Source organism: Salinispora vitiensis, assembly GCF_000378825.1.
In the GTDB taxonomy this organism is placed as follows: Bacteria; Actinomycetota; Actinomycetes; order Mycobacteriales; family Micromonosporaceae; genus Micromonospora; species Micromonospora vitiensis.
The window spans coordinates 944,458-958,502 of record NZ_KB900388.1 but is presented as its reverse complement, the minus strand read 5'-3'; the positions used below and the strand labels follow the sequence as shown (position 1 = coordinate 958,502).

General features: G+C 70.5%; 14 protein-coding genes. 3 read left to right on the top strand and 11 right to left on the bottom strand.

Annotated elements, in window-relative coordinates:
• Positions 1–165: 165 nt before the first annotated feature.
• The gene (locus SALPAC2_RS0104380) at positions 166–507 is read left to right on the top strand and encodes an RNA polymerase-binding protein RbpA (protein WP_012013503.1); all 342 of its coding nucleotides are present in this window, start codon (positions 166–168) and stop codon (positions 505–507) included.
• 144 nt (positions 508–651) lie between these two features.
• On the opposite strand, the gene SALPAC2_RS0104375 is transcribed toward SALPAC2_RS0104380, so the two are convergent.
• The 9 genes from SALPAC2_RS0104375 to kdd form a co-directional block, all read right to left on the bottom strand.
• Entirely contained in the window at positions 652–1,164 is a 513-nt protein-coding gene (locus SALPAC2_RS0104375) for an FxsA family protein (protein ID WP_026184410.1), read from the bottom strand.
• A gap of 163 nt (positions 1,165–1,327) precedes the next feature.
• On the bottom strand, positions 1,328–2,116 hold the full coding sequence (locus SALPAC2_RS0104370) for a polyprenol monophosphomannose synthase (RefSeq protein ID WP_026184409.1): 789 nt from the start codon (positions 2,114–2,116) through the stop codon (positions 1,328–1,330).
• Between the two features lie 13 nt (positions 2,117–2,129).
• Positions 2,130–3,704 (bottom strand): apolipoprotein N-acyltransferase, encoded by a 1,575-nt coding sequence (gene lnt / locus SALPAC2_RS0104365; protein ID WP_018215423.1) that lies wholly within the window; start codon positions 3,702–3,704, stop codon positions 2,130–2,132.
• Positions 3,705–4,258: 554 nt separating this feature from the next.
• Positions 4,259–5,596 (bottom strand): glutamate mutase L, encoded by a 1,338-nt coding sequence (locus tag SALPAC2_RS0104360; protein ID WP_018215422.1) that lies wholly within the window; start codon positions 5,594–5,596, stop codon positions 4,259–4,261.
• On the bottom strand, positions 5,593–5,985 hold the full coding sequence (gene kal / locus SALPAC2_RS0104355; protein WP_018215421.1) for a 3-aminobutyryl-CoA ammonia lyase: 393 nt from the start codon (positions 5,983–5,985) through the stop codon (positions 5,593–5,595). The genes SALPAC2_RS0104360 and kal overlap by 4 nt, the downstream gene beginning before the upstream one ends.
• Positions 5,982–6,746, bottom strand: a complete 765-nt coding sequence (gene kamE / locus SALPAC2_RS0104350) for a lysine 5,6-aminomutase subunit beta (RefSeq protein ID WP_018215420.1) — start codon at positions 6,744–6,746, stop codon at positions 5,982–5,984. Before kamE ends, kal begins: the two co-directional genes overlap by 4 nt.
• Positions 6,743–8,305: a lysine 5,6-aminomutase subunit alpha gene (gene kamD / locus SALPAC2_RS0104345; protein ID WP_018215419.1), complete on the bottom strand. Its 1,563-nt coding sequence runs from the start codon at positions 8,303–8,305 to the stop codon at positions 6,743–6,745. Before kamD ends, kamE begins: the two co-directional genes overlap by 4 nt.
• A complete protein-coding gene (locus SALPAC2_RS0104340; RefSeq protein WP_026184408.1) occupies positions 8,302–9,867 on the bottom strand; it encodes an amidohydrolase in 1,566 nt (521 codons plus the stop codon). Before SALPAC2_RS0104340 ends, kamD begins: the two co-directional genes overlap by 4 nt.
• Positions 9,868–9,872: 5 nt before the next feature.
• On the bottom strand, positions 9,873–10,931 hold the full coding sequence (gene kdd, locus SALPAC2_RS0104335; protein WP_026184407.1) for an L-erythro-3,5-diaminohexanoate dehydrogenase: 1,059 nt from the start codon (positions 10,929–10,931) through the stop codon (positions 9,873–9,875).
• Between the two features lie 147 nt (positions 10,932–11,078).
• Between kdd and SALPAC2_RS0104330 the strand changes: the two genes are divergently transcribed.
• On the top strand, positions 11,079–12,482 hold the full coding sequence (locus SALPAC2_RS0104330; protein ID WP_018215416.1) for a KamA family radical SAM protein: 1,404 nt from the start codon (positions 11,079–11,081) through the stop codon (positions 12,480–12,482).
• A 136-nt stretch (positions 12,483–12,618) separates the two neighbouring features.
• Here SALPAC2_RS0104330 and SALPAC2_RS0104325 read toward each other — a convergent pair whose 3' ends face one another.
• A complete protein-coding gene (locus tag SALPAC2_RS0104325; RefSeq protein ID WP_018215415.1) occupies positions 12,619–12,804 on the bottom strand; it encodes a CsbD family protein in 186 nt (61 codons plus the stop codon).
• 154 nt (positions 12,805–12,958) lie between these two features.
• Here SALPAC2_RS0104325 and SALPAC2_RS0104320 point away from each other — a divergent pair, with 154 nt between their 5' ends.
• Entirely contained in the window at positions 12,959–13,570 is a 612-nt protein-coding gene (locus SALPAC2_RS0104320; protein ID WP_018215414.1) for a histidine phosphatase family protein, read from the top strand.
• Here SALPAC2_RS0104320 and SALPAC2_RS0104315 read toward each other — a convergent pair.
• A complete protein-coding gene (locus tag SALPAC2_RS0104315; RefSeq protein ID WP_018215413.1) occupies positions 13,500–14,006 on the bottom strand; it encodes an Lrp/AsnC family transcriptional regulator in 507 nt (168 codons plus the stop codon). The genes SALPAC2_RS0104320 and SALPAC2_RS0104315 overlap by 71 nt on opposite strands.
• Positions 14,007–14,045 lie beyond the last annotated feature (39 nt).

Here is a 14,045-nt window from a genome sequence, read left to right as displayed (position 1 = left end):
GGGCGATCGAACTTTTGGCCAGGTCGGGGCGACCCCCGCCGGGCCGGGCTACCTTCCGGCTACCCTGGTTGCCGGCCCGTCACGTGTCACCGGGCGGGAATGGCCCGACGGACACCGACTGTTACACCGAAACAGACCAGCACCACAACCGAGGGGAAGACGATCATGGGCGAGCGCATGCTGCGCGGAAGCCGTCTGGGCGCGGTCAGCTACGAATCCGACCGTAACACCGAGCTCGCGCCGCGTCAGACCCGCGAATACCTGTGCGCCAAGGGTCACCAGTTCGAGGTGCCGTTCGCCGTTGACGCCGAGGTCCCGATGACCTGGGAATGCAAATTCGACGGCAGCGTCGCCCGGCTGGTTGACGGTAACGAGCCGGAGCAGAAGAAGGCGAAGCCGCCCCGCACCCACTGGGACATGCTGTTGGAGCGGCGATCAATCGCCGAGCTCGAGGACATTCTTGCCGAACGGCTCAAGGAGGTCCGCACCCGCCGCGGCCGCGCCTGAGCCATCCGACCCGACACCCGCCCTGGGCCATCCCGCCCGGGGCGGGTGCCGTGGTCTCGCGGGTCAGCCCAGGCAGGGCACCGGGGTCGCGCGGCTGCCCGGGGCGCCGGTCACGGTCGGCGGGTGCGGTCGGATGTCCGCAGCTCAGCCCTGCCGGGGCTCGACGATCTCGCCCTCGATGGGTTGGCCGCCGTCAACCACGGTCGGCTCCGCCGCCGGCTGCTGCGGGGCACCCCGGTGCACCCGCACCCGGCGCGGCCCGAACAGGTCACCGGCGACCATCGACGATACTCGTCGCTCTGTCGTGCGGCGAACCCCCGCGCGGGCAAGTTGGCGCACCGGCGGCACCAGCAGCACCAGCCCCAGCGCCCCACTGAGCAGCCCCGGAGTGGCCAACAACAGCGCGCCGAGCAACCCCACCAGACCATCGGTGACCTGCGTGCCCGGCGGTTGACCAGACCGCGCGGCGGTCTGGAAGCCCCGCCAGGCGCGCATCCCCTCCCGGCGCAGCAGCGCCATGCCCAGCAGCGATGCTGCGAACACGGCCAGCACCGCAATCCCGAACCCGGCAGCCCGGCCGACGGCCACGAACACCGCCAGCTCCACCAACGCCGCCAGCAACAACGCCAACGGTACGAACCTCAGTCCCCGGCGCATCCTCACCTCACCACCCGACCGCCACGCCCCCACTGCCCGGTGCCCCGGGTGGAGTACGTCGTCCCGCCCGTCCAGCATGACACGGCCACGCCGCCGCCAGCCCACACCACCGCCAGCGGCCGGGGCGCGGGCGCCACCGGGCAGCGGGAGGGGGAGAGTGGCACTACGGCCAACGCACCTGACCCGTGGGTGTGCCGTGTAGCCCTCGGCGCAAGGCCAGCCGCCGGTCCGCCACCGCCCACCCGGTGATCCGCCACAACGCCTCGGCGACGATGAACGGACTCATCTTGCTGCTACCGCGTTCGCGCTCGGCGAACGTGATCGGCACCTCCACGATCCGCGCACCGGCCCGGTGCGCCAGCCGGGACAACTCCACCTGGAAGGAATACCCCTGCGAGCACACCGACGCCAAGTCCAACGCGTCCAGGGCACTGAGCCGATACACCCGGTAGCCGCCGGTGGCGTCGGAGACCGGCATTCCCAGGGCCAGCCGTGCGTACAGGTTGCCGCAGCGCGACAACAGCAGCCGCCGCAGCGGCCAGTTGAGCACCTGCGCGCCCCGGGTCCACCGGGACCCGATCACCACGTCCGCATCACGGGCCGCAGCCAGCATCGCCGGCAGGTCCTCCGGGGCGTGCGAGCCGTCGGCGTCCATCTCCACCACCGCGTCGTAGCCGCGTTGGCGCGCCCACCCAAACCCGGCCAGATAGGCGGCACCGAGCCCCTGCTTACCCTCCCGGTGCAGCACGTGCACCTGCCGATCCCGCCCGGCGAGGGCCTCAGCGACGGCACCGGTGCCATCCGGGCTGTTGTCGTCGGCAACCAGAATGTCCACCGACGGCACCGCCCGACGCACCCGTTCCACAATCCAGGTCAGGTTGTCGGCCTCGTTGTAGGTCGGGATGACCACGAGCACCCGTCCCACCCCGGGATGACCGGTCTCGTCACGCACCGTCCTGCCTCCCTCACGCCGGCGTACCGGCCGTTGCCGCACCGCGGGCACGTCGCCGCACCCCGGCTGCGGCCAAGGCCGCCACGGCCAGGACCGTCAGCGCCACCTCCGGCCACAACCCGACCCGGGTCGCGACGGTGTCGCCGTCGGCCAGGTACAGCTGCCGCACCACGATCGCGCGGGTGTTGAACTCGGTGGCGTCGCTTACCCGCCCATCCGGGGAAACGAACCCGGAAACGCCGACCGTCGAGGCCATCAGTGCCGGACGACCATGCTCGACCGCCCGCAGCCGCACCATGGCCAACTGCTGCCGGGCCTCAGCCACATCGAAGGTGGCGTTGTTGGTCTGCACCACCAGCAGCTGCGCCCCACCGGTAACAGTGTCCCGGACCACCTCGTCGTAGGCGACCTCGAAGCAGATCACATCACCGAGCACCACCGGACCGGCGGTCAGCACGCCCGGGGTGCTACCCGGCACGAAATCAGACCGCACCCGGTCAACCTGCGTGCTGACCAGGCGGGCCACCTCACGAAACGGCACATACTCGGCGAACGGCACCGGATGCCGCTTCGTGTACAACTGGTCGAGGTCCGGGCCGGTCCCCGGCCGCCACAGTAGCCCCGCGTTGCGTACCTGCCCCTCGCCCGGGCCGCGCAGCACCGCCCCGACCAGGATCGGCACACCCACCGCGTCGGCGGCAGACTGGATTCGGTCCCCGGCGGAAGCGTCCTGCAGCGGATCGATGTCGCTGGAATTTTCCGGCCACACCACCAGGTCAGGGCGGGGTCGGGCGCCGGAAGCCACCTGGTCGGCCAGCTCGAGGGTGGCCTGGACGTGGTTGTTCAGCACCGCCTGCCGTTGGGCGTTGAAGTCCAATCCCAGCCGCGGCACATTGCCCTGCACAATCGCCACCGTCACCGCCTCCCCACCACCGGCGGCGCGGATCGGCACGAGCAGCCCCACAGCCGGCACCGCCAGCGCCGCCACCACCGCCCCCGCCACCGGCGTCCACCGCCGGCCCGGGTGCCGGTACGCCGCCCAGCCCGCCCAGGCGGCGGCCACCAGCAGCCCACCGATCACCGCGACCACGAAGGTCACCAGCGGCGCCCCGCCCAGGGCAGCAAAGCGCAGCAGCGGCGACCCGTCCTGGCTGAACGCCAGCCGACCCCACGGGAAACCACCGAACGGAGTGCGGTCACGCAGCGCCTCCTGCGCCACCCACAGCACCCCGGTCAACACCGGCCACCCCCACCGGAACCGGTCAACCAGCGGAGAAACCCAGGCGGTGGCCGCCCCGAGCAGCGCCAGATAGCCGGCCTGCAACAGCGACAGCAGCACCCACGGCAAGGAGCCGGTGTGCAGGTTGGTCCAGCCCAGCAGCGGGGCGAAAAACGCCAGCCCGGTCAGGAACCCGAGGCCAGCGCCGGCACGCGGACGCCGACGGTGGGTGGCACCGGCCAGCAGGGCCACCCCGACCGCCGCCAGCGGCCACACCCCGTACGGCGGAAACGCCAGCAACATCGCCACGCCCCCACCGACCGCCGCCACGATCGCAACAGGCAGCGGCAGCCGACGTTCCCGCATCATTCCCACAGCCCTCGCCGGCATGTCCACGATCACCTGCCGAAGGGTACCCGGCCTGGTCCGCAGCGCTCCGCCGGTGCAGACCACGGCGGCCTCACTTTGACCGGCACCCCGGGGAAAACGGAAATCGGGGCGCGGCAACCGCCGCACCCCGATGCTCCCAGGCCCTTCCCGGCCGGTGGGGCGAGAATGGGACGCGCCGACCTTCGGACCGACCGGACGGCAGACTGGCTGCCCCCGCCTGGCCGTTGTCTACTGGCCGTGCCTCTCACCCTGCCCGTACACCGGTAACCGCGGCCGGTCCGCGCCGCCCCGCCGACCCCCGCCCGCTGGACCTGGCCGCCGCAACCACACTCGGTGTCGCTCGGCCAGCGGACGAAGGGACGAAGCGAACAACAGCCGCTTCCCGTAGTAGGACTCAAAGACGGTACGTGCTCCCCCCGGGGCGCTGTCAACCCGGCCCCGACGAGTCGTCGCCACCACCCCGGCGTGTCGCGCCATCCGCGCCGGCCAGCCCACCCCAGCCAACCGCAAATCGGGCAACCAGGGACATGCGCCTAGCCCCCCGCGCGCAACCGGTCAACAAGAGCGCGCGCCGCGACCGGTTGCTCGGCGCCGAGTAACCCGGCGGCGGCCAGCACATAATCCACGTCAACGACCGGCCGGGCGGCACGCGGCAACGGCCACCCGCCGGCGTAATCGGCCAGCACCCCCGCGAGCATCCCCGCAGCGTCCGCGGACCCGGCATGCCGCAGCACCCCACCCGAACCGACCAGCAACCGGACATCCCGCAGATCCCGTCCCGCGCGTTCACCGGTGGCCGCCCCGCGGGCGTGCCGCCGCAACGCCACCGTGGCCGCCAAGGCAGCCAGCCGCGTATCTACCGCCCGCTGTGCCCCACCCACCGGAAGATACGCCGGGTCGTCGGCGCGCCGCTGCGCCGCCACCGCCAACACCTCGGCGTCGGCCGCGTCGAGCAGCCGCTCCTCCACCGCCGCCCGCACCACACCCGGGGCGCTCCACCGCACCCCCAGGTCCCCCTCGACGGTACGGGCCCGCCACAGGCTGCCCGCCACCTCCCGGCCCGGCCCGCTCTCCCGCTCATCCGGCGTCAGCACCGAGTACACGTCGGTGGTCGCCCCACCGACATCCACCACTGCCAGGTCACCGTCGAGCGTGTCCGCGAGCAACTCCACACCGGTCAGCACCGCATCCGGGGTGGCCGCGCGCACCAGCCGTGGAAACCGCGGGCCCCGCGACAGCCGCTTACCGCCGATCACATGCCGCAGGAACACCGCGCGGATCGCCGCCCGCGCCCCAGCCGGCGCCAACGCCCCGATCCGGGGCAGCACATTCTCCGCCACCGTCACCGGCACCCGCGCCGACACCAGCATCGACACCAGGTCGTCGCGGACCTCGGCGTTACCGGCGAGGACCACCGGAACCCGCCAGCGGGCCCGCGCCAGCCGGGTCGCGTTGTGCGTCAACGTCTCCGCGTCGCCGCCGTCGGTACCCCCGACCAGCAGCAGCACATCCGGGCGGGCCGCCCGGACCGCCGCGAGACCCGCCGCGCCGAGCCGACCCGCAGCCACATGCACCACGTTCGCCCCCGCCGACAGCCCCACCCGACGGCCCGCCTGCGCGGTCACCAACTGTTCGTAGCCGACCACCGCCAACCGCAGCCCGCCCCCGGCAGACGAACACACGTACCACGGCGCGTCCCCCACCGGCAGGCCGTCGGTCGCCACCGCGACCGCCGCGTCCAACCCCCGCAACACGTCACTGCCCACCGTGGTGGGCACCGCCGCCGTCGCCACCAGACCCGCGCCGTCGAGATCGACCACCGCCACCTTCGTGAACGTGGAACCGACGTCCGCGCAGATCGCGACGTTCACGCCACCGGCGGCACGACCACCGTGCCCGTCGCAGAAACCGCCATGATCGGCGGATCACACACCTGCGCGGCGGACTCCCCCCGCTCCGGACAGGCCCGACACACCACCACACAGCTCAACTCCAGCGTGCGGCTGCGCGTACCCACCCGGATGACCCGACCGGTCACCTCCACCACGTCACCGGCGCGCACCGGCGCCAGGAACCGCACCTCCGCATAGCCGGCGAACAACCCCTCATCCCCGTCGGTCCGGATGCAGACCTCCGTGGCGACGTCCCCGAACAGACCCAACGCGTACGCCCCATCGACCAGACTGCCCGCGTAGTGCGCATGCGAGTAGGGCACATACCGTCGGTGCGTCACCGTCACCCCGACCCTCGGGTCACTCATACCGTCGCCGCCCTCCGGCTTGTGATCAACGCATGGACCAGGTAGGAGGCCACCTCAGCCGGGGTGGTGCCACGGCCGAAGATCCGGTCCACCCCCAACTCGGCGGTCATCGCCTCGTCGAAACGCGGCCCACCGACAATCAACAACGGCCGCTTCCCCGCCGGCCACGCCTCCCGAACCGCCGCCGACAGCTCCCGCGTGTTGTGCAGATGCGCATCCCGCTGCGTGACCACCTGCGAGACCAACACCGCATCCGCCCGCTCCGCCCGAGCCGCCGCCACCAAATCCGGCACCCCCACCTGCGCGCCCAGATTGCTGACCCGCAACTCCCGGTAGTACTCCAGCCCCTTCTCCCCGGCAACGCCCTTGACGTTAAGAATCGCGTCGATCCCCACGGTGTGCGCGTCGGTGCCGATACACGCCCCCACCACCGACAGCTTCCGCCGCAGCTGCCGCTTGACCACCGCGTTGACCTCCTTCGCCGACAGCAACGGAAAGTCCCGCTCCACCACCCGCACCGCCGCGGTGTCCACCAGATGGTTCACCCGCCCGTACACCACGAAAAAGGTGAACCCGTCCCCCATCGGCCGGGCATGCACCAGCATCGCCGGATCGATGCCCATCTTCCCGGCCAGCTGAATCGCCGCCCCCTCGGCCCGCTTGTCATGCGGCAGCGGCAACGTGAACGACACCTGCACCATGCCGTCACCGGTCGTGTCCCCGTACGGCCGCACGACCTGCTTCTCCGGCACGACCGTCACGACCCCGCCCCTTCCAGGATCTCCACCGCCGGGTTGTAGTAGTCGCCCTCATGCCGCGCCACCCCGTCCAGCCCCCTACCCCGGTCCGCCGGCCGCTTCATGATCCCGAACGTGCCCTCGCCGATCGCCGTCAGCAACGACCGCTCCCCGATCCGCTCCAACAACTCCACCGCCGAACCCAACACCTGGTGCGCCCGCTGCTGAATGAACCCGCCCGAGGCCGGCACGAAATCCTCGTGCAGCCCACCCGCGGCACCCAGCACATACCGGACGTTCTGCAGGGCGATATCCCGATCCGACAACCACGGCGTCACCACCGCCTCGGTCATCATCCCCACCAGCAGAATCCCCTGCCCGGTCAACGCCCCCACCAGGTTGAAGAAACCATCGAGCAGGTTGCCCCGAAACACATCCCCGGTCATGTGCTTCGTCGGCGGCATCCACTTCAACGGCGCATCCGGGAACAACTCCCGCGCCAACAGCGCATGCGCCAACTCCAACCGCAACGACTCCGGCACATCCGGGTTGACCTCAAACGCGTGCCCCAACCCCAACTGCCAGTCCGCCAACCCCGCCTCATGCGCGAAGTACTCATTGAGCAGCTGCGACACCGTCACCGTGTGCGCCTCGTCCACCGCATCGGCAGTCGTCAGATAGTTGTCCTCACCGGTATTGATGATGATCCCCGCCCGAGCGTGCACCTGCCGGGAGAAACGCTGATCGACGAAGGTACGGATCGGATTGATATCCCGGAACAAGATGCCATACATCGAATCGTTCAACATCATGTCCAGCCGCTCAAGGCCCGCCAACGCCGCCATCTCCGGCATGCACAGCCCCGACGCGTAATTCGTCAACCGCACATACCGGCCCAACTCCCGCGACGACTCGTCCAACGCCGCCCGCATCAGCCGGAAGTTCTCCTGCGTCGCATACGTACCGGCAAAACCCTCCCGAGTCGCCCCCTCCGGCACATAGTCCAACAACGACTGCCCCGTAGACCGGATCACCGCGATCGCATCCGCCCCCGCCCGAGCCGCCGCCTGCGCCTGCGGAACATCCTCGAAAATATCCCCCGTCGCCACGATCAGATAGATCCACGGCCGCCGCCGCGGATCCCCGAACCGTCGCACCAACCGCTCCCGCTCGGCCCGCCGCCGATCAATCCGCCGCACCCCCGCCGCGACCGCCCGCCGCGACGCCCGCCGCGACGCCGTCGCCGCCCGCCCCGCCGGAACCTCAAACCGCACCGACCCGGCCGCCGCCTTCTGCGCCAACAGCGTCACATCCGCCAACTGCTCCCGCGCGAGAGCATCAAAGACCGGAGCAGCCACCCCATGCCCCAAGCCCACATCCGCGACCACCGCATCCACCAACCGGTTCACCCACGGAATCCCATCCGGATCCGCCCCCTGCACCCCGGCCAGCCGCAGCACCGCCCGCTCCACCGACACCGTCGTGTGGCTACGCGCCAACTCCACCACCGGCGCCCCAGCCCGAGCAGCCAACTCCCGCGCCCGCGCCACCAGCACCGGATCCAGATCGAGCTTCCCGGTCACAAGCCGCCCTCCCCATAGATCACGGCACCACGCAGCACCGTACGTCGACACACCGGCAACGGCGTCGGATCCGAAGCACCCCGCGCCTCCGGATCCTCCGCCTGCAACACCGGCAACCCCCGCTCCACCCCCGCCGGGGTATCCCACACCGCGAACGTCGCCGGCGCGCCCAACGCCAACACCCCGTCACCATCCCGCCGCACCGCACGCCAGCCACCCCGCGAATGCGCCGCGAAAGCCGCCCGCACACTCATCCGCTGCGCCGGATTGTGATGCGCCACCGCCGCCCGCACCGACCCCCACGGATCCACCGGAGTCACCGGCGAATCCGACCCGAACGCCAACGACACCCCCACCGAATGCATCGACCCCAAAGGATTCGCGGCCAACGACCGATCCGGCCCCAACCGCGACTCATACATCCGACCCGCGCCACCCCACAACCGGTCAAACGCCGGCTGCACCGACGCCACCACGCCATACTCCACAAACCCGGCGATCATCTGCTTGTTCACGAGCTCCGCGTGCTCCACCCGGTGCCGAGCCGCCCGCACCCGATCCGTGCCCAGCCGCTGGGCCACCGCCGCGAACCCCGCCAACACCGTCGCGATCGCCGCATCCCCAATCGCGTGAAAACCGCCCTGCACCCCGTACCTCGCGCACCCCAACAAGTGATCCCGCACCTGCTCCGTCGACAGATACCCGTACCCGCACCCACCCCCATCCGCATACGGCACCGTCAGCTGCGCCGTCTGCGCCCCCAACGCCCCATCAGCGAAGACATCCCCACCAGCACCCACCGCACCCAACTCCCGCGCCCGCTGCGCACCACCCAACTCACCCCAGTAGCCGTACACCTCCGGCACCCCCACCCCGGAGATCCCCAACAACTCCGTGAAATCCTCCTCGCCGGAAATCTCCGGCCCACCACACTCATGCACCGCCGCGATCCCCAACGACGCCGCATGCCGCAACGCCGCCCGCTGCGCCGCCGCCCGCTGCACCCGACCAACCGTGCCAAACGCCGCCGCCCGCACCACATGATGCGCATCCCGCCGCAACCACCCCGACTCGTCGAAACCAGCCGCGGCAACCACCCCCGGGCACGCAGCCAACAACGCCGTCGACACCAACGCCGAATGCATCGACGCCTGCGACAGATACACCTGCCGCCCGGCCGCCGCCCGGCCCAACTCCTCCGCCCCCGGAGGTACCGGCACCGGCCAGACCGACTCGTCCCAGCCATGCCCCAGCACCACACCATCAGGCGGCAACCCCTCGGCGAACGCCGCCACCGCCGCCAACAACTCCCGCCCCGACCGCACACCCGACACATCCAGCCCCGACAGCCCCAACCCGGTGTCGGTCATGTGCACATGCGCGTCAACGAACGCCGGCGTCACCAACGCCCCATCCAGCTCCACCACCTGATCGGCAACCGGCGCATCAGCGTCCGCGCCCAACCAGGAAATCCGGCCATCAGCTACCAACAAGGCAGTCGCACCCGGGTCAGCAGGGCAATGCAGCACACCGCCGCGGTACAGCGTCGAGGGGTTCGTCATGGCAATCAGTCTGCCGCCAGCCGCGCCTCGAAGAGACGACGCACCCCCGGTTCGCCCCGCACCAGATCCAACGCGAACTCCGCGTGCCCCGGCGCATACCCGTTACCCACCAGCATCGTCACATCCGCCGCCAGGCCCTCCGCACCCAACGCCGCCGCCGCGAAACTCGTCGCCATCGAGAAAAACACCACCGTGCCGCCGTCAGCCGTGGCCAACACCGCCCCATGCTCACAACCCGGCGCATCCACACACACCACCGTCACATCCGCCGGCACCCCCAGCGCCGACGTCACCGCCGTCGACAGCGCCACCGGATCCCGCGCATCGGCCAACACCACCGCATCCGCCAACCCCGCCGCCGCCAACGCGTCCCGCTCCCCCGCCACCGGCACCACCCCGACGGTCCGCGCCGCGCCCGCCCGCCGCGCCGCAGCCAGCGACAGCGACCCACTCTTGCCCGCACCGCCAATCACCGCGACGCTGACCGGCCCAGCCGCCCCCTCCCGCGCCCGCTCGGCCACATACCGCTCCACCACCCGCGCGGTCAGCGCCGGAGCCCCGCACACGTCCAGCGCGGCGAGCGACAACTCCGGATGCAGATCCGCCGGCAACACCGCCGCGATGGAGCGGGCAAACAGAATCGCATGACCGTCACACGGGACCTGCTCACTGCGCCCATCCCACCGGGCCAGCCCATCCGCAACGGCCAACGGCGTCAGCGTCAGCGACACCAGAGTCGCCACCCGGTCGCCCACCCGCAGCCCCAGCGGCGACCGCCGACCAGCCTCCTCAACCGTGCCGATCAACATGCCACCCGAGCCGGTCACCGGGTTCTGCATCTTGCCCCGCGCGGCGATGATCTCCAGCACCTCGGCGCGGACCCGCGCGCCGTCCCCGCCGTGCTTCTCCCGCAACTGCCGGAAGCTCGCCGCGTCCAGGTTCAGCCGCTCCACCCGGATCCGTACCTCGTTCGGGGCGATCGCCGGGCTCGCGTCCAAGCGCCAAGCCCCCTGCGGCAACACCCCCGCGGGCTCCAGGACGCGGTGCAAACCCACCGGTGAAATCACGCCGACCTCCCTGTCCAGCCGCCTGAAGCCCGGACCGCGACTCGCAAAGCGGGAAAACTTACGGCAGAATAGTTACTTCACCGGATAATTTCCAGACCTACGGAGCCACTGATCATCCACACCACCACCCATAAGGAGGGGGCCGTGACCCAGACCCACCCCGCGGAAACCATCTCCGCAGCCCAGCCTGCATCCGCCGCCCCCACCACGGGCCAACCCTACGAATACCGACGAGCCCCCCTCGTCGAACCCGACTGGACCCGCTTCCCCGGCTGGCGCCACATCAGCCGCGACCAGTGGGAATCCGCCCAATGGCAACGCACCAACTGCATCAAGAACATCAAGCAACTCCGCGCCGTCCTCGGCGACCTCGTGGGCGAGACCTTCTACGCCGACCTGGAAGCCGACCAGAAGGCCCTGGCCACCATGTCCATGCTGTTGCCACCCCAGATGCTCAACACCATGGTGCCCTTCGAGGCGATGACCACCGACGCCCTCTACGCCGACCCGATCCGGCGCTACATGGTCCCCGTCGCCTCCGACCGACGCACCGACTGGCCCTCGCACCCGTACGCCAGCCGCGACTCCCTCCACGAACACGACATGTGGGTCGCCGAGGGCCTCACCCACCGCTACCCCACCAAAGTACTCGCCGAACTACTCTCCACCTGCCCGCAGTACTGCGGGCACTGCACCCGGATGGACCTGGTCGGCAACTCCACCCCCGCCATCGACAAACTCAAACTCACCCTCAAACCCGTCGACCGCTACGACGCCCACATCACCTATCTCCGGGCCCACCCGGGCGTCCGTGACGTCGTCGTCTCCGGCGGTGACGTGGCCAACGTGCCGTGGAAGAACCTCGAGTCGTATCTGATGCGCCTGCTCGACATCGAGACCGTGCGCGACATCCGGCTCGCCACCAAAGCCCTGATGGGCCTGCCCCAGCACTGGCTCCGGGCTGATGTTGTCGAAGGCCTCGAGCGGGTCGCCCGTACCGCCGCCCGCCGCGGCGTCAACCTCGCGATCCACACCCACGTCAACCACGCCCAGTCCCTCACCCCGCTGGTCGCCAAAGCCGCCCAGACCGCCCTAAACGTCGGGGTTCGCGACGTCCGCAACCAGGGCGTACTCATGCGCGGCGTCAACGCCACCACGCCCGACCTACTTGATCTCTGCTTCGCGTTGCAGGGCGAAGCCGGCATCCTGCCGTACTACTTCTACCTCTGCGACATGATCCCCAACGCCGAGCACTGGCGGGTCCCGGTCAGCCACGCCCAACAGCTCCAACACGACATCATGGGCTACCTGCCCGGCTACGCCACTCCGCGAATCGTCTGCGATGTTCCCTTCGTCGGCAAGCGCTGGGTGCACATGCTCACCGAATACGACCGAGAGCGGGGCATCTCGTACTGGACCAAGAACTACCGCACCTCCATCGAGTCCGCTGACCTGGAGGCGCTCAACAAGCGGTACGCGTACTACGACCCGATCGACACCCTGCCCGAGACCGGTCAGGCCTGGTGGGCGGCCCACCGCGACGACTGACCCACCACGATCCGCCGCCCAAGTGACCTAGTGGGCGGCACCGGCTACGGGGATCCGGCCGTAGCCAAAACCAGTCGCAACCACGACGGGCCCGGCAGCGACTTCCTGCCGGGCCCGTCGTGGTCAAGCGGTCATGTCACCGCGCCCCAGTCTGATCCGACTGCTCAGCGCGCTCCTCCGTGGCCTGGCGAGCACGGGCGTCGTCCCGCTGCTGGACCCCTTCGACCCGCAGCCGCTCGTCGCCGCAGACATCGCCTACCCGTTCCTTGGTGGCGCCGGTCAGCTCGTCCACCAGGTTCTTCGTCTTGGTGGCGAAGCCCATCGCCGTCCTCCCCTCGTGGCGTTTCGGCCATCGCCATCGGGTTTCCCGTGCCGATGGCGGCTACTCGTCTGGGTCAGTGAGCGAGGGCGCATCGCGTAGTGCATCCTAGGATGCTAGCCAGGAAGAAACGCAGGCCCGGTGGTTGACTGAACGCATGGGTGAGCTCCTCCTGATCAGACACGGTGAGACCACATGGAGCGCCCGTCGACGACACACCTCCTACACCGACCTCGCGCTGACCCCCGACGGCGAACGACAAGCCCGCGCACTCGGCCCGATGCTCACCGGCCGGCGCTTCGCCACCGTCCTGACCAGCCCCTGCGCCCGCGCAGTGCGTACCGCACGGCTCGCCGGCCTCACCCCGACCGGGACGGACAACGACCTCGCCGAGTGGAACTACGGGGAAATCGAGGGCCGCACCACCGCCGAGGTCCACGAAGAAGACCCCGACTGGAACCTCTGGACCGACGGCTGCCCCGGTGGCGAGTCTCCCCGCCAGGTCGGTGCGCGGCTCGACCGACTCCTCACCCGACTGGGCCCCGTCCTCGACCACGGCACCGTCGCCGTGGTCGGACACGCGCACAGCCTCCGGGTGCTCACCGCCCGGTGGCTCGACCTACCGCCCTCCGCCGGGGCGCTGTTCCGGCTGGAAACCGCGACCGTCAGCGTGCTCGGCCACGAACACGGCCGGCCGGTCATCCTTCGGTGGAACCAGCCGGCTCCCCCGGCCCCCGCGGCCGCAACCGCCCGGGCCCCTGGGCAGTGAACTTCGGCGGCCGGCCCTCGTACGGCGTCGACAACACCACCGTGGTCCGCGTGGTAACACTCGCCGCCATCCGGATCTCCTGCAGCACCCGCTCCAGGTCGGTCGGCCCGGCGACCCGCAGCAACAGCAGGTAGAAGTCCTCCCCCGCGACCGAGTAACACGAATCGATCTCCGGTAGGTGGGCCAGCCGCTCCGGCGCGTCATCCGGCTGCGAGGGATCAAACGGCCGAATCGCTACAAATGCCGTCAGTGGTAGGTCCAGCGCCTCGAAGGACACCCGAGCCGTGTACCCGCCGATGACCCCACGCTGCTCCAGCCGGCGGACCCGCTGATGCACCGCGGAGACCGACAACCCCACCCGCTCCGCGAGGTCGGTATAGGACAGCCGGCCGTCCACGGCAAGCTCCGCGACGATGGCCCGGTCGATCTCCTCCACGGCGAGCAACCTACCGGGAAAAGGCCCACCACGCGACGT